Consider the following 18,499-nt stretch of genomic DNA (forward strand, 5'->3'; position numbering starts at 1 on the left):
GGGTGTACGGCAGGTGAAGGGGCGATCCCGGATGGGAACCGGAGGGATGGCCGCCGGATGGCGCCCCGGACGGTGCCGCGGGGGTGGTGCGGGGTGGGGTGGTCCGGGGTGTGGGGTGGTGCCGGGTGGGTGTGGACCCTGGGGTGGATGGCTCCCGGGCCGGGCGGTTCGTGCCGCGCGGCCCGGGGCCGACTAGGGGGCGGCGGTGAGGGCCGCGGTGTGGGTGTCCATGCGGGTGGCCGCGAGGATGGCGGCGGAGGTGTCGGCGCGCGAGGCGGCGACGAGCAGGGCCCGGCCGGCGAGGGCGTGGGCCTTGCGGTGGAGCGCCTCGGGGGTGGCGCCGCTCAGGGCGGCGTGCCGGGCGGGGGGCGCGCCGCGGAGGCGGGCCACCTGGCGGGCGATCTGCTCGCCGCCCTCGCCGTCGCCGAGCTCGTCGGTGACCGCGAGCAGGGCGGAGAGGTGGCCGGCGAGCTGGATGTCCAGCTCCTCCTCGCGGGAACGGTGCGGGAAGGTGCCGGGCGCGCCGGCCGTCGTGTGGACCGAGGGGGTGCGGATCGGTTCGTACATGGGACGGCCTCCTGACTGCTCGGGGACCAGCCTAGCTTAGATTCCGTCTAAAGTTGATTCCGGTCCGGTTCAAGGATGGGTCAAGACCGGGGGCGCCGCCCGCGGCGGCGTGTCAGGGCTGGCTGTAGCCGTCCAGGAAGCGGCCGATCCGCGTCACCGCGTCCGTGAGGTCGGCGACCGACGGCAGCGTCACGATCCGGAAGTGGTCCGGCTCGTGCCAGTTGAAGCCCGTCCCGTGCACCACCATGATCTTCTCGGCCCGGAGCAGGTCCAGGACCATCTGCCGGTCGTCCTTGACCTTGTAGACGTTCGGGTCGAGGCGCGGGAAGAGGTACAGCGCGCCCTTCGGCTTCACGCAGGTCACGCCCGGGATCGAGGTCAGGAGCTCGTACGCGGTGTTCCGCTGCTCCAGGAGCCGCCCGCCCGGCAGCACCAGGTCCTCGATCGACTGCCGCCCCTGGAGCGCGGCCGCCACCGCGTGCTGGGCCGGCATGTTGGCGCACAGCCGCATGTTCGCGAGGATCGTCAGCCCCTCGATGTACGAGGAGGCGTGGTGCTTCGGGCCGCAGACCGCGAGCCAGCCGGAGCGGAAACCGGCCACCCGGTAGTTCTTGCTCATGCCGTTGAAGGTGAGGCACAGCAGGTCGGGGGCGATCGCGGCGGTCGGCGTGTGGGTGGCGCCGTCGTAGAGGATCTTGTCGTAGATCTCGTCCGAGCAGACGACGAGGTCGTGGCGGCGGGCGAGGTCCGTGAGCGAGCGGAGCATCTCGTCGTCGTAGACGGCGCCCGTGGGGTTGTTCGGGTTGATGATCACGATCGCCTTGGTGCGGTCGGTGATCTTCCGCTCGATGTCGGCGAGGTCCGGCATCCAGTCCGACTGCTCGTCGCAGCGGTAGTGCACCGCCGTACCGCCCGCGAGGGAGACGGACGCCGTCCACAGCGGGTAGTCGGGGGCCGGGACGAGGACCTCGTCGCCGTCGTCAAGGAGCGCCTGCATGGCCATCTGGATCAGCTCGGAGACGCCGTTGCCGAGGTAGATGTCCTCGACGGAGAGGTGGATGCCCTTGGTCTCGTAGTGGCTCATCACCGCGCGGCGGGCGGACAGCAGGCCCTTCGCGTCGCCGTAGCCGTGCGCCTCGGAGAGGTTCCGGAGGACGTCCTCCAGGATCGCGGGCGGGCACTCGAAGCCGAAGGCGGCCGGGTTTCCGGTGTTGAGCTTGAGGATGCGATGACCCGCGGCTTCGAGCCGCATCGCCTCTTCGAGCACCGGGCCCCGGATTTCGTAACAGACGTTGGCGAGCTTCGTGGACTGGATCACCTGCATGACGAGAGCTTACGGCGGGCGGGGGGCGAATGCGTCGTGTTCTCGGCCACGTCCGGCACCGAGGCCCGGCCGGACGTGCCCGCCTACCGGCCTGTCGTGATCCCTACAATGCAGGGCCATGAGCTTCGAGGACCCCGCCAGAGCCCCCCGTGGGCGCCGCCGCCACGCCTCCGCCCGACGGGGGCGCGGCGCGGTGTGGCTGGTCGCCGTCGGCGGGGCCGCCGTCCTCGGGCTCGGCGCGGTGGCGCTGACCGGCGGGGGCGGCGCGAAGCGGCCGGCCGAGCGGGACGCGGAGCGCGGCGGCTTGCCCGCGCTGATCCAGACCGACCCCAAGGCGAGCGGTACGACCCCGGCTCCCGCCCCGAGCCGGGGCACGAGCGGTCCGGCCGGTCTCGCCAAGTCGACGGCCCGCCCGTCCACGCCCGCCTCCTCCACGCCCTCCGCCACCACGGCCCCCGCGACGGAGACCGTGCCGACCGCCACCCCCACCACCACCGCCACCGGCAAGCCCGGCCGGGGACGGGGCAACGGGAAGGGCCCGCGCTGAGACCGAGGTAGGTTTGCAGGTCATGTGGGTGGTGAGCGCTTCCGGGTGCCGGTGGCTGGGTGTGGTGGGCGCGGTCGGCGTGACCCTGGGCGGGTACGCGGCCGGGGCGCTGCCCGTGGTCGGCGGCGGGTCCCTGTGGGCGCCGCGTGACGGTGCCGTCGAGACCGCCGGGGCCGTCGTCGCGGCGGTCGGGCTGACCCTGCTCGTCGGGGCCTGGTGGCGGTACGGCGTGCTCCTCGCGCGCGGTGTCCACGACCGGGTCCTGGTGACCCTCGCCTGCTGGGCCGCGCCGCTCCTCGTCGCGCCGCCGCTGCACAGCGCCGACGTGTACAGCTACATCGCGCAGGGCGCGATGGTCCTGGAGGGGTACGACGTCTACGGCGCCGGGCCCTCCGTGCTCGGGCCCGGGCAGCTCGGGGCGGACGCGGCGGCGAGCGTCGGCGGGAACTGGACCGACACCCCGGCGCCGTACGGGCCCGTCTTCCTGCTCCTCGCCGAGGGCGTGGTGAAGCTGACCGGCGGGGCCGTCGTCCCGGCCGTCCTGCTGCTGCGGCTCGTCGCCGTCGGCGCGCTCGCCCTCACCGTCTGGGCGGTGCGCGGCTTCGGGCGCGGCGACGGGGCCCTCTGGCTCGCCGTGCTCAACCCGCTCTGGCTGATCCACGTCGTCGGCGGCGCCCACAACGACGGGCTCATGATCGGGCTGATGCTCGGCGGAACGCTCCTCGCCGTGCGCGGCCGGTGGGTCCTCGGCAGCGTGCTCGTCGGCTGCGCCGTGATGGTGAAGTCGCCGGCGGCCGTCGCGCTCCTCTTCATCGCGGTGGTCGTCGCCCGGCGCGGCGGGCTCCTGAAGGGGCTGCTGCTTCCGCCGGCCGTCGCCGGCGCGGTCGCCGCCGCGGCGAGCCTCGTCTCCGGGACCGGCTTCGGCTGGCTGGGGACGCAGTCCGTCGCCGGGGCCATCCACACCCCGCTCTCGCTCACCAGCGACCTCGGCCTCGCGCTCGGCACGCTGGTCGCCGACGACCCCGAGCCGGTCAAGGCGGTCGTCCAGAAACTGGGGCTGCTCGCCGCCGTCGCGATCATCGCGGCCCTCGCGTGGCGGGCGTACCGGGGGCGGATCGACCCCGTCCTCGGGCTCGGCTACGGGCTCGTCGCGCTGGTCGCCCTCTCGCCGATGGTGCAGCCCTGGTACCTGCTGTGGGGCACGGCCGTCGTCGCGGCCGTCGCCTGGCACAGCCGGGGCGGGCAGGTGCTCGCCGTGGTCTCGGCGGCCCTCGTGTACGAGACGCAGCCCTCCGGCCGCACCCCCTGGTACGGCTTCGTCGCCGCCGGCCTCGTCCTCGCCCTCGGCGCGGTGTGGCTGCGGCGCGACCGGTGGCCGTCGGCCGCCCGCCCGGAGGAGCGCGTCTAGAACGGCGTCCGGCGCACCGAGCGGCCCGCGAGGACGTCCGTGCGGCGGCCGTCCTCGATGACGAAGCGGCCCGCGACCAGGACGTGCGGGATGCCGACGGGCAGCGTGCGGGGCGCCTCGTACGTGGCTCCCGCCGCGACCGTCGCCGGATCGAACAGCACCAGGTCCGCCACGTACCCCTCCTTCACGAGGCCCCGGTCGGGCAGCCTGAGCCGGGCCGCCGGGCGCGAGGTCAGATGGGCCACGCACTCCTCCAGGGAGAGGACGCCCTCCTCGCGGACGTACCGCCCCAGGTACTCGGGGAAGGTGCCGTAGGCGCGCGGATGCGGCTTGGCGCCCTGGAGGATGCCGTCCGAACCGCCCGTGTGGACCCGGTGGCGCATGATCGCCCGCACGTTCTCCTCGTGGCCCACGTGCTGGAGGATCGTGGTGCCGAGCCGGTCGGCGAGGAGCAGCGCCCGCGCCTCCTCCCAGCCGGCGAGCCGCCGGCCCACCCGGTCCCCGAGCGCCGGGTCGGAGACGCCCGAGACCTCCACCGTCCGCCAGTCGACCGGCACCCCGTGGCAGCCGTCCGAACCGGTCACCTCCAGGTCGTACCGGATCCGCTCCGCCGCCGCCCCGTCCGCGAGGCGCGCCAGGACCGCCTCCGGGCCGCCCTCCTGCGCCCACGACGGGAGCAGCGCGAGCAGGGTCGTGCAGCCGGGGGTGTAGGGGTACGTGTCGAGGCTGAGGTCCGCGCCGGCGTCCAGGGCCCGGTCGAGGAGGGCGAGGAGTTCGGGGGCGCGGCCCTCGTTCTCGGCGAAGTTCAGCGTGGCGTGCGCGAGGTGGAGCGCGCAGCCCGCCTCCCGGGTCAGCGCGATCATCTCCTCGTACGCGCGCAGCGCCCCCGCCCCGTAACTGCGGTGGTGGGGGCAGTAGTAGCCGCCGTACTCCGCCACCACCCGGCACAGCTCGGTGAGTTCGGCGTCGGGGGCGTACATGCCGGGGGTGTAGGTGAGGCCGGAGGACATGCCGACCGCGCCCTGCTCCAGGCCCTCGGCGACGAGCCGGCGCATCCGGTCGAGTTCGGCGGGGGTCGCGGGCCGGTCCTCCCAGCCCATCGCGTACATCCGGACCGTGCCCTGCGGGACGAGGTAGGCGGCGTTCACCGCGATGCCCCGGCCGCCGTGCGCGGAGTCGAGCCGGTCGAGGTACCCGCCGACCGTCCGCCAGTCCAGGTCCACGGTCGTGTCGTCGGGGCCACCGCCGTTCCATCCGGCGATCGTCCGCCGCACCTCCGCGCGGGTGCGGTCGTCCACCGGCGCGTACGACAGCCCGTCCTGGCCCAGGACCTCCAGCGTCACGCCCTGCGCGGCCTTCGCGGTGTGCTCCGGGTCGCGGAGCAGCGCGAGGTCGCTGTGGGCGTGCATGTCGACGAAGCCGGGGGACAGGGCGAGGCCCTCCGCGTCGACGATCCGGGTGGCCGTCGGCCGCTGGCAGCCGGCCGCCGCGGCCTCCTTCACGATCGAGACGATCCTGCCGTCCTCGACCGCCACGTCGGCCCGGTAGGAGGGCGCGCCGGAGCCGTCGACGACCTCGGCGTCCCGGAAGACCAGATCCGTCATCCCCGGCCCCCGGTCAGAAGAAGGTGCGGACGTAGTCGACGACCGTGCCGTCCGCCTCGACCAGCGGGATCAGCTGCCACTTGTCGAAGGACGTGCACGGGTGCGACAGGCCCATCCCGACCCAGTCGCCGACCTCCACCCCCGCGCCGCCCTCGGTGCGCAGCCACGCGTGCTGGTCGGAGAGCGCCGTCACGGTGACCCCGTCGGCGGGCCGGACCTCGCCCGTCCTGGCGTCCCGCACCACCTGCGCCTCCGGCAGGTGGAGGTCGTACGCGGCGTCCCGCTTGCCCGCGTTGGTGAACGCCTGCCCGGCGGACGGCCGCGACACCACCTGCGACCAGAGGCGGAACGCCGGCTGGAGCGCGCCCTCCTCGGGGATCCGGTTGAAGGGCGTCTTCTCGCGGTACTGCCCGTCGTCGTGCGAGACGTACGCGCCCGAGCGCAGCAACTTCAGGACGGGGAGGGAGAGTTCCGGGATCTCCGCGAAGACGTCGGCGACCGCGTCGAACCACGAGCTGCCGCCCGCGCTCACCACGATCTCGCCGGCGGCCGGGTCGAAGCGGCCGTCCTTGTCGAAGGCGACCGCGAGCCCGGTGAGCCGCCGCAGCCAGGCGCGGACCGTCTCCCCGTCCCCGCCCGGCACCTCGGCCTCGTAGCCGGCGACGCCGACGAGCCGGAGCGTGGCCGTCGCGGCGACCGCGTCGGCGACCGCCGCGCACTCCGCCTCCGTCCGCGCGCCCGTCCGCGCCCCCTCGCCGGCGCCCAGCTCCACCACCACGTCCAGCGGGCGCCGCGCCCCGGCCGCGCGCAGCGCCGCGTCCATCAGCTCGACCCCGCGCACCGAGTCGACGTAGCAGACCAGGCGGAAGTCCGGGTGGGCGTCCAGCTCGGCGGAGAGCCAGCGCAGCGCCGCCGGGTCGACGACCTCGTTGGCGAGGAAGACCCGGTCGATCCCGTGGGCGCGGCAGACCCGCACCTGGTGGGGGACGGCGGCGGTGATGCCCCAGGCGCCGTGCTCGATCTGGCGGTGGAAGAGGACCGGCGCCATCGAGGTCTTGCCGTGCGGGGCGAACGCGAGGCCGTGGCGCTCGGCGTACTCCTCCAGGGCGCGGAGGTTGTGCTCGACGGACTCGGCGGAGAGGGCGAGGACCGGGGTGGTGAAGCCGCCGGTGAAGAGGGAGCGGCGCTGGGCGGCCAGCTCGCCGACGGTCAGGCCCTCGGCGTCCGGCGGGAGGCCCTTGAAGCGGTGGTCGACGCGCTCGTCCGACAGGTCGGTCGGCATGATCCCTCCTCCAGGTGTTGCATTGTGTGCAACGCCCATTGCGTATATCGCTCACCGCTGTCTAACATCCGGGCCGAGGCCGGGTCAATGGACCGGTTCGAGGACCAGCGGGAGCGTGACCGTGCCAGGACCGTCGTACGACGTCGTCTGCGTGGGCGAGTCCATGGTGACCTTCCTCCCCTCCCGGCCGGGCCGACTCGCCGACGTCCCCGCCTTCACCCGCGCCGTCGGCGGCGCCGAGTCCAACGTGGCCTGCGCGCTCGCCGCCGCCGGACACCGCGTCCGCTGGGTCGGCCGGGTCGGCGCCGACGGCTTCGGCGACCACCTGCTCGACACGATCGCAGCGTACGGAGTCGACACCGGCGCCGTCCGCCGCGACCCGCACCGGCCCACCGGCGTCTACTTCCGCACCGACGCCGACCGGTCCACCGACGCGCACGAGGTCGTCTACTACCGGGCCGGCTCCGCCGCCTCCGCCATGTCCCCGGCGACCGTCCCCTACGCCACCGTCACCGACACGAGGATCCTCCACCTCACCGGCATCACGGCCGCCCTCTCCGCCGGCTGCCGGGCCCTCCTGGACGAGCTGACCGAGCCCCGCCCCGGCCGCCCGCTCCTCTCCTTCGACGTCAACCACCGGCCGGCGCTCTGGCGGAACGGCGAAGCCCCGGAGGTCCTGCGGGGCCTCGCCGACCGCGCCGACCTCGTCTTCGTGGGCGCGGACGAGGCCGCACGCCTCTGGGACACCCCCGGCCCCGGCGCCGTCCGCGCCCTCCTCCCCGGCCCCGCGGTCCTGGTCGTCAAGAGCGGCGAGGGCCCGGCCGTCGCCTTCGAACGGCCCGCGGACGGCACGGCCGACACGGTCACCACCGTCCCGGCGCCCCGCGTCGACGTCGTCGCCTCCGTCGGCGCCGGCGACGGCTTCGCCGCCGGATACCTCTCGGCACTCCTGCGCGGGCTGCCCACGAACCACCGGCTGCGCCACGGACACCTCGCCGCCGCCGCCGCGCTCACCGTGCCCGGCGACCTCGCCGAGCCGCCCCGGCGCGCCCACGCCGACCGGCTCGCAAGGCTCGACGACGACGCCTGGGGGAGACTGCACCTCGGCCCCGGGTGGACGTCCGCCGGTGCGGAGGCCGACGAGGAGGTACGTACCCGATGAGCCAGACCGTCGACCGCGCGCTCAGCATCCTGCCGCTGCTCGCGCAGGGACCCGCCGACCTCGGGCAGGTCGCCGACCGGCTCGGCGTGCACAAGTCCACCGCCCTGCGGCTGCTGCGCACCCTCCACGAGCACGGGCTCGTCTACCGGCAGCAGGACCAGCGCTACCGCCTCGGCGCCCGGCTCTTCGCGCTCGCCCAGGAGGCCGTCGAGAACCTCGACGTGCGCGAGATCGCCCACCCCCACCTCGCCGCGCTCAACGAACGCACCGGCCACACCGTCCACCTCGCCGTCCACGAGGACGGCGAGGTGCTCTACATCGACAAGGTCGAGAGCCGCTACCCCGTCCGCATGTACTCGCGGATCGGCAAGCCCGTCGCGATCACCGTCGCCGCCGTCGCCAAACTCCTCCTCGCCGACCTGCCCGAGCCCGAGCGCCGCGCCCTCGCCGCCAAGCTCGACTACCCCCGCTACACGCCCCGCTCCACCCCCGACGCCGCCGCCTTCCTCCAGGAGCTGGCGACCGTGCGCGAGCAGGGCTGGGCCACCGACCTCGGCGGCCACGAGGAGTCCATCAACTGCGTCGCCGCCCCCATCCACGGCGCCGACGGGCGCGTCGTCGCCGCGATGTCCGTCTCCGCGCCCAACGTGGTGGTCACGGCCGAGGAGCTCCTCGCCCTGCTGCCGCTGGTGCGCCGCACGGCCGAGGCGATCAGCCACGACTACTCCGGAACCACCCCACCGAAGGAAACAGAGGCCACTGACGATGAGTGAGAAGACCGCGATCACCCCCGCGACCCACACCACCCCGCCCGCGAAGTTCTCGCACGGCGTGCGCAAGGGGAACATCCTCCAGGTCGCCGGCCAGGTCGGCTTCCTCCCGGCCGTCGAGGGACAGCCCCCGACGCCGGCCGGCCCGACCCTGCGCGAGCAGACCCTCCAGACCTTCGCCAACGTCAAGGCGATCCTGGAGGAGGGCGGCGCGAGCTGGGACGACGTGATGATGATGCGCGTCTACCTCACGGACGTGGACCACTTCGCCGAGATGAACGCGCTCTACAACCAGTACTTCGAGGAGCAGGACCTCAAGGCCCCGCCGGCCGCCCGCACCACCGTCTACGTCGGCCTCCCGAAGGGCCTCCTCATCGAGATCGACGCGCTCGCGGTCCTCGACTGAGCCCTGACCGACCCCTGTAAGGGCCCCTGTATGGGCCCTTCACAGCGGCGTCGGCCATACTGCCGCCGTGGAGCAGAGCAACGGACCCATACAGCAGCCCCTGCACGCCGCTTCGGCCGATCCGGCGTTCGTCCCCGGCCTCACCGGGGTCGTGGCGCCCCTCGACGACGCGCCCGAGCCGGAGGACAGGCCCGAGGACGCGGTCGTGGACGAGGCCGAGGAATCCGACGTGGACGCGGTCGTGGATTCCGACGTGGATTCCGTCGTGGATTCCGTCGACGAGGACGCCGCCCCGGCGGCCGCCGGGGCCGGTGGGCCGGTGTTCGAGGCCGCCGACCGGCGGGGGCGGATCGTCGCCGACGCCGAGGGCGTGCGGCTGAGCTACGACGAGGAGGCGTGCGAGTTCCGCTGGGACGAGATCGCCGCCGTCGAGAGCGGGAAGGGGCGGTTCGGGAAGCGGTTCACGGTCACCGTGCACACCCCTGACCGGCGCTGGTACCCGATCGAGATCATCGCGCCGGACAGGGGGCACATCACGGGCTGGGAGGCCGGGCTCGACGCCGTCCTGGACGCCTACTTCGACGAGGCCTCCTGACGCCCGGTCAGACCGTGCAGTACTGCGCCTGCTTGCCGATGGAGCGGTACATGCAGTCCGCGTTCTCCAGGAGCTGGAGGACCGCGTCGCGGTTGCGGCTCGTCTCGCGCTCGATCACCTCGTCGGGCGGGTAGAAGCCGCCGTTCCAGGACGAGGTCGGGTACATCTCGAAGGTGTACCCGAAGATCTTGTGGGCGCCCCAGAGGTAGTCGTCGATCGAGCCGTCCGTGATGTACAGGTCGCTGGACTGCTCGGGGGTGTAGCCGTTGCTCGCCGCCATCTTCCCGCCGACGGCGGCGAAGGCGTCGCGGTCGTCCTGGGTCATGCCCGGGGCGGTGTCGGCGTTGGTCCAGCCGAAGGGCCAGAGGACGAGTTCGCTGTAGGTGTGGAAGTCGACGCCGGCCTTGATCTGCTGCTTGCCGCCCACGACGCGGGAGCGGACGAAGTCGGCGACGACCTTCACCTCGGGGGCCGACTCGGGGGCGGTGCCCCGGTAGGTCTCCGAGCTCTTGGAGCCGGAGGAGCCGCCGCAGCAGCCCCACTTGTAGTCCCAGTTCCGGTTCATGTCGGTGCCGACGTACGAGGAGCCGGAGTTGGGCTGCCGGTTCTTGCGCCAGCTGCGGTAGGAGCCGGAGGCGATGTCGTACTCGCCGCCGTCCGGGTTGAGGTCCGGCACGATCCAGATCTCGCGCTCGTCCACCATCTTCGTGACGCGGGCGTCGGAGCCGTATCCGGCGCCCAGCTCGCGCAGCAGGTACAGCGCCATCTCGACGGTGAGGTGTTCGCGGGCGTGCTGGTGGTGGGTGAAGAGCACCTCCGGCTCGTTCTCGTCGGCGGCCACGTTGTCGCTGATCTTGATGGCGACGATGTCGCGGCCCTGGTAGCTCTTGCCGATGACCCGCTTGCTCATGATCGACGGGTACGCGGCGAGCCGCTGGTCGATCTCCGCCGTCATCTCGGCGTGGTTGTGGTACTTCGCGTCGGCGGAGGGGAAGTCGAGCGGGCCGAGCGCGGAGCGCCCGGCCTCGCCCCGGTCCGGCGGGGCGGGGAGGGCGACCGGTTCGTAGCCGAGGGCCTTGAGGCGGGCGAGCTCCCGCGTGTCGGCGCTGACCACGACCGAGCGGGCGTCGACCTCGTCGATCGAGACGCCGGTGGCGGCGAGCGCGGTGCGGGCGGCGGGGGTGGCCGGGCCGGTGATCTCGTACTGCCGGCTCACGTCCCGGTCGGTCCGTGTGGTCGTGGCCGGGTCGGCGCCGGCGGGTGAGGAGAGGGCGGAGAGGGGCGCCGCGAGGGCGAGCGCCACGAGGGCCGCGAGGGTGGCGGACCTTCTGCCGCTTCGGGGACGTCGCATGGTGTCTCCTGGGTGGGGAGTGTGGGGGAGTGCGACAACAGGTGCGGGTGTCCGGGGCACATGGTGAGGCCGTGTCATGGACGGGTCAAGAGGGGGAGTTCGGCCATGGTCGGCTCACGGTAGGCGACCGACGCCCCCCACGCGCCGAGGCGCCGCCGGAGTACCGGCGACGCCTCGGGGGAAGGGTCCGGACGGGTTACGGCAGGCCGTGGACGTGCGGGCCGACCGCGTTCGACCAGGCGTTGCCGGCCGTCGCGTCCCAGTTGGTGGACCAGGTCATCGCGCCCCGGAGGGTCGGCCAGGCCTGGGCGGGCTTGAAGGTGCCGCAGCCGGTCAGCTTGGTGAGGCAGTCGATCGCGCTGTTCACGACCGACGGGGCGACGTAGCCGCTGCCCGCGCCCCGGGTGGAGGCGGGGACGCCCAGGCCGACCTGCGACGGGTCGAGACCGCCCTGGATCTGGATGCAGGCGAGCGCGGTGAGGAAGTCCACCGAGCCCTGGCTGTACACCTTGCCGTCGCAGCCGAGCATCGAACCGCTGTTGTAGTACTGGGTGTTGACCACCGTGAGGATGTCCTTCACGGCGAGCGCGGTCTTGAAGTACTCGGTGCCCGTCGACTGCATGTCGATGGTCTGCGGGGCCATCGTCAGGACCATCTTCGGCCCGGCGAGGGCGGACAGCTGGCGCAGCGCCTTCGTCAGGTACGTGGAGTTGATGCCGTGTTCGAGGTCGATGTCGATCCCGTTGAAGCCGTACTCCTGGAAGAGGGCGTAGGCGCTGTTCGCGAAGGCGGTGGCGCTGGCGTCACTGTTGATCGTGACGTTGCCCTTCTCGCCGCCGACCGAGATGATCACCGACTTGCCGGCCGCCTTCTTGGCCGCGATGTCGGCCTTGAAGTCGGCGACCGAGGTGTAGCCGACGGCCGGGTCGAGGTTGAAGACGATCTGGCCGGGCGTCGTCGTCGAGTCCGCGAAGGAGACGGCGATGATGTCGTAGGCGGCCTGGACGTCGCGGATCTTCTGCTTGGCGGCGCCGTTGTCGAAGTTCTGCCAGTAGCCGGTGACCGCGTGCTTGGGGACGGCCGGGTTGTCGCCGCCGCCACCGCCGGTCTTGGCCGTACGGGCGTTCACGGCGGCCGACTTGGCGGACTCGCCCGCCGCGTTGGAGGCCGCGACCTGGAAGGAGTACGCGGTGTCGGCGGTCAGGCCGGTGACCGTGGTGGCCGTGCCGGTCACGGTCGCGGCGAGGGCGCCGTCCTTGTAGACCTTGTAGCTCGTCGCGCCGGAGACCGCGCTCCAGCTCAGCGGGACCGCGCTGGTGGTCGGCGTGCCGGCGGCGAGCCCGGCCGGGGTGGCGGGGACGACCGGGTCGGGGTCCGGCGTGCCGCCGCCGTCGGGGCCGAAGACGCTCACGTCGTCCACGTGGTAGGCGGCGGTGCCGTACCACCCGTGGGTGTAGATCTCGACCGAGGTGGTCGAGGCGCCGGTGGTGAAGGTGGTGGTCAGCTGCTTCCAGGACGGGGAGTCGGGCGTCCAGGTGGAGACCGAGCCGGTGCCGGTCCCGGTGCCGCTCGCGCCGAGGTAGGCGTAGCCGCCCTGGACCCAGGCGCTCAGCGTGTAGGTCGAGTTGGGCTTCACGGTCACGGTCTGCACGCACTTGGCGTTGTCGAGGCCGGCGGGGGTGGCCTTGAGGGCGCCGGCGCCGGTGTGCGTCGGGGTGGCGACGGCGGTGCCGCTGCCGGCCGAACAGGACCAGTTGGCGAGGCCGTTCTCGAAGCCCGCGTTCCTGGCGTTGTTGACGTCGGCGGCGAAGGCGGTGCCGACGCCGCCGGTCAGGGCGAGGCCGGACCCGACGGCGAGCGCGAGCGCGCCGCCGAGCAGGCGGCGGCCGACGGGCCGGGAGGTGGTGGTGGTGCGGTCCACGTGCGTCCTCCGGTGGGGGAGATCGGGGCGATCGGGGATCGGGGGATCGGGGGATCGGGGGGATCGGTCGATCGGGGAGGGATCGAAGGATCGAGGGGATCGGGGATCGTGCTCGGGAGGTGGCCACCGCCGTCGTCGCACCAAGTTGGTCCAGACCAATTGCGTTGTCAAGACCTCTGACAACCGGAGCCTGTGCCTCCGTCACCGCAAATGGGGGGAGGGAGTTGACGGATTGTGTGTTCACCACCCCGGTCCCCGTGGATAAGGTGCAGAACAGTCGTGACGTGCGCCCCGAGGGGAAGGGGGTACGGGAAGACGGGGGGTCCGACGTGCCGACAGCGATCGCGGTCACCGGCGCCGACCTCGTGCTGCCGCCCACCGATCCCGCGACCCCCAACGCCGCCGTGCTCGCCGATCCCGCGGCCCGCACCCTCGACGACTCCGTCACCGAACTCCGGCGGCTCGTCGACCGGTTCGGGCACGTCCTCGTCGTCTGCCCCGCCTCCGCGCCGGCCGCCGTCGCGCACCGCCTCCACGCCGTCCGCGGCCTCCTGGAGAGCGACCGGATCGCGCTGGTCAGGACCGATCTGCCGCCGCTCGGCGCCGCCGTCCTCGTCCGCCAGCTCCGCGCGCTCTCCACCTGCGACTTCAGCCCCGGAGTCCTCGCCTCCGCCGCCCGGCTCCTCGCCCACTACATCTACGCGGGCGCCGTCCTCGGCTCCGTCTCCCGCCTCGACCGCGTCCCCGTCACCCTCGGCTCCCACCTCAAGGGCTGGCTCCCCGGCGCGCACTTCGCCGTCCTCGCCGGACCCACCCCCCGGATCGTCCGCGTCGGCGCCGACGAATCCGGCTTCACCGGGCCCGAGTTCGCCACCCGGCTCCTCGTCGCCCGCGGCCAGCTCGCCACCGAATGGCCCACCACCGCCCTCGCCCCCCGCTGGGCCGTCGCCGGGCCCGTCGAGGAGACCGCCCTCCCCGCCTCCTCGCCCGCCTGGTGGGGCACCCCCAAACTCACCGAGTTCGCCGCCTACCTCCCCGACCTGCCCGTCCTCCACCGACTCGTCGCCTCGGTACGCCGCGAGACCTGCCACTGGTGCGGCATGGAGCTCATCGGCGACCGCTGCGGCTTCTGCGCGGCCCCCCTGGCCGGCCCCACCGCCCCGGCCCAGGCGGGGCCGGTGACCCGATGAACGGCGACCCCATGAACGGCGACCACCTGTACGGCGACCACCTGTACGGCGACCCGATGAACGAGGAAACCCGATGAACTCCCGCCAGCGCCGCGGCGTCATCCTGCTGCTGCTCTCCGTCCTCTGCGCCCTCGGCGCCTTCGCCGGCGTCCTCGCCGTCATCAGCGACGTCAACGCCAAGGTCGGACCGGAGACCACCGCCTACCGGGTCAAGAACGACATCCGGCCGTACGTCCGCCTGAAGGCGGGCGACTTCGAGAAGATCACCATGCCGGAGAAGTGGCTCTCCGGCACCGCCGTCACCGACCTCGCCCAGGTCGACGGAAAGATGGCCGTCACCACCCTCAAGGCCGGCTCGCTCCTCCAGAAGGACATGATCGTCGCCCGCCCCGCGCTCAAGCCCGGCGAGCAGGAGATCGCCATCATGATCGACGCGGCCACCGGCGTCGCCGGCAAGATCAACCCCGGTGCCACCGTCAACATCTACGCCACCTTCGCCGGCGACAAGAAGGACGACCCCGACCAGTCCCGCCTCCTCGTCGCCGCCGCCCGCGTCATCGACGTCGGCAAGCTCACCGCCATCGACGCGAAGAGCAGCCGCGCCGACCGCGACACCGAGGCCGTCCCCATCACCTTCGCCCTCTCCGCCCAGGACACCCAGCGCGTCGCCTACGCCGAGTCCTTCGCGGAGCACGTCCGCCTCGCCCTCGTCGCCCCCTCGGCCGACGGCGCCCCCGCCGCGCCCGCCCCCGGCAACCGCACCTACACGCTCGACAAGGAGAAGTGAGGCCCGGCCATGCCCACCAGGATCCTGCCGGCCGTCGGAGACCCCGACGCCGCCCGGGCCGTCGCCACCCTCCTCGGCCAGCTCCCCGACGCCGAGCCCGCCCCGCCCGTCCCCGACTCCACCCAGCTCGTCGACGCCCTCGCCCGGCTCGCCGCCGAATCCCTCGACGCGCTCCCCGAGGTCGTCCTCGTCCACGAACGGATCGGCCCCGTCCCCGCGCTCGACCTCGTCCGCGAGGTCGCCCTCCGCTTCCCCGCCGTCGGCGTCGTCCTCATCACCGCCGACACCGGCCCCGGCCTGCTCTCCGCCGCCATGGACTCCGGCGCCCGCGGCCTCGTCTCCCTCCCGCTCGGCTACGAGGAGCTGGCCGGCCGCGTCCAGGCCGCCGCCCAGTGGTCCGCGGGCTTCCGCCGCCACCTCGGCGGCGGCACCGCCGAACTCCTCGCCGGCCCCGGCGGCACCGTGGTGACCGTCAGCGGCGCGAAGGGCGGCGTCGGCACCACCCTCACCGCCGTCCACCTCGCCCTCGCCGCCCGCGCCGCCGGCCGCACCGTCGCCCTCGTCGACCTCGACCTCCAGAGCGGCGACCTCGCCTCCTACCTCGACGTGCAGTTCCGCCGCTCCGCCGCCGACCTCGCCGCGATCAGCGACATCTCGCCCCGGGTCCTCCAGGACGCCGTCTACGTCCACGAGACCGGCCTCTCCCTCCTCCTCGCCCCCGCCGAGGGCGAACGCGGCGAGGAGGTCACCGACCGCGCCGCCCGCCAGATCGTCAGCGCCCTGCGCGGCCGCCACGACGTCGTCGTCGTCGACTGCGGCTCCCGCCTCGACAGCGCCAACGCCGCCGCCGTCGAGATGGCCGACACCGCGCTCCTCGTCACCACCCCCGACGTCATCGCCGTCCGCGCCGCCAAGCGGACCGTACGGATGTGGGAACGGCTCCAGGTCCGCAAGGCCGAGTCCACCGTCTCCGTCGTCAACCGCCACTCCCGCACCAGCGAGATCCAGCCACCCCTGGTGCAGAAGATCACCGGCACCCGCATCGCCGGCGTCACCGTCCCCGCCGCCTACAAGGAACTCCAGGCCGTCGTCGACGCCGGCCGCCTCCACGAACTCGACGCCCGCTCCACCGTCAAGCAGGCCCTGTGGACCCTCGCCGCCGAACTGGGCCTCACCGGCCCCCCGGCCGGCGCGCCCGCCACCCCCGGCAAGCAGCTCGCCCGCGCCGGCGACCGCGGCTCGCTCGGGCTGCGCCGGCGCGGGGCAGGGCGCTGAACCATGCGCCGGCTGCGGGGGAGCGGAGACAGGGGCCAGGTCGCGGTGGAGTTCGCCGGGATGGTCCCCCTCATCCTGCTCACCCTCGCCCTGCTGTGGCAGGTCGTCCTGGTGGGGTACTCGTACACCCTGGCGGCCAACGCGGCGGACGAGGCGGCGCGCGTGTGCGCGGTCGACGGCGACTACCAGGCGGCCGGCACCCGGCACCTGGACGGCGCCTGGTCGGGCGAGGTCAGCTGCCCGGGCCCGGCCGGCGGCATGGTCACCGCCACCGTCACCGTCGACACCCCGGTCCTCTTCCCGGGGCTCGGCGGCTTCCCGGGCGTGGAGGCGAAGGCCGGCGCGGTGTACGAGGGGAAGGAGGCGGACCAGTGAGGCGTACGAGGCTCCCGCGGGCGCGGGGCGGTGCCGGCGGCTCGGGTGCGGGCCCGGCCCGGCCGGGCGGTGCGCGGGCCCTGGGGGGACGCGCGGAGGGGCGTGGGGGCGCTTCCCGGCGGGGCTGCGGCGGGGCCCGGGGCGGTGCGCCGCGGGCCGGTGCCCGGCGGCGGGGCGACGACCTTCGGAGTCGTACAGGAGCTTCGAAGGCCCGCGACCGCGGTCAGGCGGCCATCGAGTACCTCGGCTTCCTCCCCCTCCTCCTCCTCGTCGGGCTCGCGGGGCTCCAGCTCGGGCTCGCCGCGTACGCCGCGCAGCAGGCGGGCACGGCGGCGCGGGCGGCGGCGCGGGCCGCGACCAGCGACGCCGAGGACGCCCCGGACGCCTCCGCCGCCGCGCGGGCGGCCGTCAGCGGCTGGCTCGACGTCAGCGGAGGGGAACCGGCCGTGGGCGACGGGGCGGTGACCGTCACCGTCCGCGTCGAGGTCCCCCAGGTCGTCCCCTTCTGGAGCTTCGAACCGGTCTCCCGGTCCGCCACCATGCCCTACACCCCGCAGGAGGACGAGAGCCCATGAGCCTGCGCGCCCGCATCCATCACGCCGGTGACGACCCGCGTGCCCTCGGCCCCGGCGGAGGAGGCCGGGAGGACGGACATCTGGTGGCCTCCTTCCGGGCGAAACTCCTGGAGGAGATCGACCTCACCGAGATGTCCGCGCTCGCGGCGGCCGAGCGCCGGGCCCGCCTCGAACGCGTCCTCGGCCACATCATCAGCCGCGAGGGCCCCGTCCTCTCCACCGCCGAACGCGGCCGGCTGATCCGCCGCGTCGTCGACGAGGCCCTCGGCCTCGGCGTCCTCGAACCGCTCCTCGAAGACGCCTCCATCACCGAGATCATGGTCAACGGCCCCGACCAGATCTACATCGAGCGCGCCGGCCGCGTGGAGCTGCTCCCGCTCCGCTTCGCCTCCCACGACCAGCTGATGCAGACCATCGAGCGGATCGTCTCCACCGTCAACCGCCGCGTCGACGAGTCGAATCCGATGGTCGACGCCCGCCTCCCCTCCGGCGAGCGCGTCAACGTCATCATCCCGCCGCTCTCCCTCACCGGCGCGACCCTCACCATCCGCCGCTTCCCCCGCGCCTACACCCTCCACGAGATGATCGGCCTCGGCTCGCTCGACGAGCAGATGCTGATGCTCCTCTCCGGCCTGGTCCAGGCGAAGTTCAACATCATCGTCTCCGGCGCCACCGGCACCGGGAAGACCACCCTCCTCAACGCCCTCTCCGGTCTCGTCCCGGACGGCGAACGCATCATCACCATCGAGGACTCGGCCGAACTCCAGCTCCAGCAGTCCCACGTCATCCGCCTCGAAGCCCGCCCCCCGAACATCGAGGGCCGCGGCCAGGTCACCATCCGCGACCTCGTCCGCAACTCCCTCCGCATGCGCCCCGACCGGATCATCGTCGGCGAGGTCCGCGGCGGCGAGACCCTCGACATGCTCCAGGCCATGTCCACCGGCCACGACGGCTCCCTCGCCACCGTCCACGCGAACTCCGCCGAGGACGCCCTGATGCGCCTCCAGACCCTCGCCTCCATGTCCGAGGTCAAGGTGCCCTTCGAGGCGCTGCGCGACCAGATCAACAGCGCCGTCGACGTCCTCGTCCAGCTCACCCGCCACCCCGACGGCACCCGCCGCGTCACCGAGATCGCGATCCTCGCCTCCCACGGCCGCGAACGCTTCCTCCTGGCCACCGTGTGCCACTTCCGGGCCGAGCCGCTCGCCGCCGACGGCCGGGTCCACGGCCGTTACGTCCACCACCCGCTCCCGCGCCGCGTCGCCGAACGCCTCTACATGGCCGGCCAGCCCGTCCCGCCGGCCTTCGGCGTCGCCGCCGACGACGCCGCCCTCGCCGTCCGGGAAGCGTCCTAGGAGCG

Annotated in this window: 18 protein-coding genes; 12 read left to right on the forward strand and 6 right to left on the reverse strand. The window is 73.7% G+C overall.

The window, feature by feature from the left end; translation table 11 throughout:
- Positions 1-192: 192 nt before the first annotated feature.
- Both ABZ621_RS18650 and ABZ621_RS18655 read right to left on the reverse strand, forming a co-directional pair.
- A complete protein-coding gene (locus tag ABZ621_RS18650) occupies positions 193-567 on the reverse strand; it encodes a hypothetical protein (protein ID WP_360605761.1) in 375 nt (124 codons plus the stop codon).
- Positions 568-679: 112 nt separating this feature from the next.
- Positions 680-1,891: a pyridoxal phosphate-dependent aminotransferase gene (locus tag ABZ621_RS18655; protein WP_360605763.1), complete on the reverse strand. Its 1,212-nt coding sequence runs from the start codon at positions 1,889-1,891 to the stop codon at positions 680-682.
- A 118-nt stretch (positions 1,892-2,009) separates the two neighbouring features.
- Between ABZ621_RS18655 and ABZ621_RS18660 the strand changes: the two genes are divergently transcribed.
- Entirely contained in the window at positions 2,010-2,438 is a 429-nt protein-coding gene (locus ABZ621_RS18660; protein WP_360605765.1) for a hypothetical protein, read from the forward strand.
- A 22-nt stretch (positions 2,439-2,460) separates the two neighbouring features.
- Positions 2,461-3,846 (forward strand): polyprenol phosphomannose-dependent alpha 1,6 mannosyltransferase MptB, encoded by a 1,386-nt coding sequence (mptB, locus tag ABZ621_RS18665; protein ID WP_360605767.1) that lies wholly within the window; start codon positions 2,461-2,463, stop codon positions 3,844-3,846.
- On the opposite strand, the gene ABZ621_RS18670 is transcribed toward mptB, so the two are convergent.
- Together ABZ621_RS18670 and ABZ621_RS18675 are read right to left on the reverse strand one after the other, a co-directional pair.
- Positions 3,843-5,450 (reverse strand): amidohydrolase family protein, encoded by a 1,608-nt coding sequence (locus ABZ621_RS18670; RefSeq protein ID WP_360605769.1) that lies wholly within the window; start codon positions 5,448-5,450, stop codon positions 3,843-3,845. The two genes, mptB and ABZ621_RS18670, sit on opposite strands and share 4 nt — an antisense overlap.
- A gap of 13 nt (positions 5,451-5,463) precedes the next feature.
- Complete coding sequence (locus ABZ621_RS18675) at positions 5,464-6,732, reverse strand: alanine racemase (protein ID WP_360605771.1); 1,269 nt, start codon at positions 6,730-6,732, stop codon at positions 5,464-5,466.
- A gap of 115 nt (positions 6,733-6,847) precedes the next feature.
- Here ABZ621_RS18675 and ABZ621_RS18680 point away from each other — a divergent pair, with 115 nt between their 5' ends.
- The 4 genes from ABZ621_RS18680 to ABZ621_RS18695 all read left to right on the forward strand — a co-directional run bounded on the left by ABZ621_RS18680 (position 6,848) and on the right by ABZ621_RS18695 (position 9,665).
- Positions 6,848-7,894, forward strand: coding sequence for a sugar kinase (locus ABZ621_RS18680; protein WP_360605773.1), 1,047 nt, complete (start codon positions 6,848-6,850; stop codon positions 7,892-7,894).
- On the forward strand, positions 7,891-8,667 hold the full coding sequence (locus tag ABZ621_RS18685; RefSeq protein ID WP_360605775.1) for an IclR family transcriptional regulator: 777 nt from the start codon (positions 7,891-7,893) through the stop codon (positions 8,665-8,667). Before ABZ621_RS18680 ends, ABZ621_RS18685 begins: the two co-directional genes overlap by 4 nt.
- Positions 8,660-9,070: a RidA family protein gene (locus ABZ621_RS18690; RefSeq protein WP_360605777.1), complete on the forward strand. Its 411-nt coding sequence runs from the start codon at positions 8,660-8,662 to the stop codon at positions 9,068-9,070. The genes ABZ621_RS18685 and ABZ621_RS18690 overlap by 8 nt, the downstream gene beginning before the upstream one ends.
- Positions 9,071-9,137: 67 nt before the next feature.
- Positions 9,138-9,665, forward strand: coding sequence for a hypothetical protein (locus ABZ621_RS18695; protein WP_360605779.1), 528 nt, complete (start codon positions 9,138-9,140; stop codon positions 9,663-9,665).
- Positions 9,666-9,672: 7 nt separating this feature from the next.
- Here ABZ621_RS18695 and ABZ621_RS18700 read toward each other — a convergent pair whose 3' ends face one another.
- Entirely contained in the window at positions 9,673-11,016 is a 1,344-nt protein-coding gene (locus tag ABZ621_RS18700) for a M14 family metallopeptidase (protein WP_360605781.1), read from the reverse strand.
- A 196-nt stretch (positions 11,017-11,212) separates the two neighbouring features.
- The gene (locus ABZ621_RS18705; RefSeq protein ID WP_360605783.1) at positions 11,213-12,937 is read right to left on the reverse strand and encodes a glycosyl hydrolase family 18 protein; all 1,725 of its coding nucleotides are present in this window, start codon (positions 12,935-12,937) and stop codon (positions 11,213-11,215) included.
- A gap of 329 nt (positions 12,938-13,266) precedes the next feature.
- Between ABZ621_RS18705 and ABZ621_RS18710 the strand changes: the two genes are divergently transcribed.
- From ABZ621_RS18710 to ABZ621_RS18735, 6 genes are all read left to right on the forward strand, one after another.
- Positions 13,267-14,127, forward strand: a complete 861-nt coding sequence (locus tag ABZ621_RS18710; RefSeq protein ID WP_360605785.1) for a hypothetical protein — start codon at positions 13,267-13,269, stop codon at positions 14,125-14,127.
- A 73-nt stretch (positions 14,128-14,200) separates the two neighbouring features.
- Entirely contained in the window at positions 14,201-14,914 is a 714-nt protein-coding gene (cpaB, locus tag ABZ621_RS18715) for a Flp pilus assembly protein CpaB (RefSeq protein ID WP_360605787.1), read from the forward strand.
- A gap of 9 nt (positions 14,915-14,923) precedes the next feature.
- Positions 14,924-16,189: a P-loop NTPase gene (locus tag ABZ621_RS18720; protein WP_360605789.1), complete on the forward strand. Its 1,266-nt coding sequence runs from the start codon at positions 14,924-14,926 to the stop codon at positions 16,187-16,189.
- 3 nt (positions 16,190-16,192) lie between these two features.
- The gene (locus ABZ621_RS18725) at positions 16,193-16,564 is read left to right on the forward strand and encodes a TadE/TadG family type IV pilus assembly protein (protein WP_360605791.1); all 372 of its coding nucleotides are present in this window, start codon (positions 16,193-16,195) and stop codon (positions 16,562-16,564) included.
- Entirely contained in the window at positions 16,561-17,139 is a 579-nt protein-coding gene (locus ABZ621_RS18730) for a TadE/TadG family type IV pilus assembly protein (protein WP_360605793.1), read from the forward strand. Before ABZ621_RS18725 ends, ABZ621_RS18730 begins: the two co-directional genes overlap by 4 nt.
- Positions 17,136-18,494, forward strand: a complete 1,359-nt coding sequence (locus ABZ621_RS18735) for a CpaF family protein (protein WP_360605795.1) — start codon at positions 17,136-17,138, stop codon at positions 18,492-18,494. The genes ABZ621_RS18730 and ABZ621_RS18735 overlap by 4 nt, the downstream gene beginning before the upstream one ends.
- Positions 18,495-18,499: the final 5 nt, after the last annotated feature.

The organism is Streptomyces sp. NPDC007863 (assembly GCF_040633895.1).
Classification (GTDB): domain Bacteria; phylum Actinomycetota; class Actinomycetes; order Streptomycetales; family Streptomycetaceae; genus Streptomyces.

Coding starts and splice junctions, on each gene's coding strand:
- ABZ621_RS18650 (WP_360605761.1), bottom strand. CDS start 567: ATGTACGAACCGATCCGCACCCCCTCGGTCCACACGACGGCCGGCGCG.
- ABZ621_RS18655 (WP_360605763.1), bottom strand. CDS start 1,891: ATGCAGGTGATCCAGTCCACGAAGCTCGCCAACGTCTGTTACGAAATC.
- ABZ621_RS18660 (WP_360605765.1), top strand. CDS start 2,010: ATGAGCTTCGAGGACCCCGCCAGAGCCCCCCGTGGGCGCCGCCGCCAC.
- mptB (WP_360605767.1), top strand. CDS start 2,461: ATGTGGGTGGTGAGCGCTTCCGGGTGCCGGTGGCTGGGTGTGGTGGGC.
- ABZ621_RS18670 (WP_360605769.1), bottom strand. CDS start 5,450: ATGACGGATCTGGTCTTCCGGGACGCCGAGGTCGTCGACGGCTCCGGC.
- ABZ621_RS18675 (WP_360605771.1), bottom strand. CDS start 6,732: ATGCCGACCGACCTGTCGGACGAGCGCGTCGACCACCGCTTCAAGGGC.
- ABZ621_RS18685 (WP_360605775.1), top strand. CDS start 7,891: ATGAGCCAGACCGTCGACCGCGCGCTCAGCATCCTGCCGCTGCTCGCG.
- ABZ621_RS18690 (WP_360605777.1), top strand. CDS start 8,660: ATGAGTGAGAAGACCGCGATCACCCCCGCGACCCACACCACCCCGCCC.
- ABZ621_RS18700 (WP_360605781.1), bottom strand. CDS start 11,016: ATGCGACGTCCCCGAAGCGGCAGAAGGTCCGCCACCCTCGCGGCCCTC.
- cpaB (WP_360605787.1), top strand. CDS start 14,201: ATGAACTCCCGCCAGCGCCGCGGCGTCATCCTGCTGCTGCTCTCCGTC.
- ABZ621_RS18720 (WP_360605789.1), top strand. CDS start 14,924: ATGCCCACCAGGATCCTGCCGGCCGTCGGAGACCCCGACGCCGCCCGG.
- ABZ621_RS18725 (WP_360605791.1), top strand. CDS start 16,193: ATGCGCCGGCTGCGGGGGAGCGGAGACAGGGGCCAGGTCGCGGTGGAG.
- ABZ621_RS18735 (WP_360605795.1), top strand. CDS start 17,136: ATGAGCCTGCGCGCCCGCATCCATCACGCCGGTGACGACCCGCGTGCC.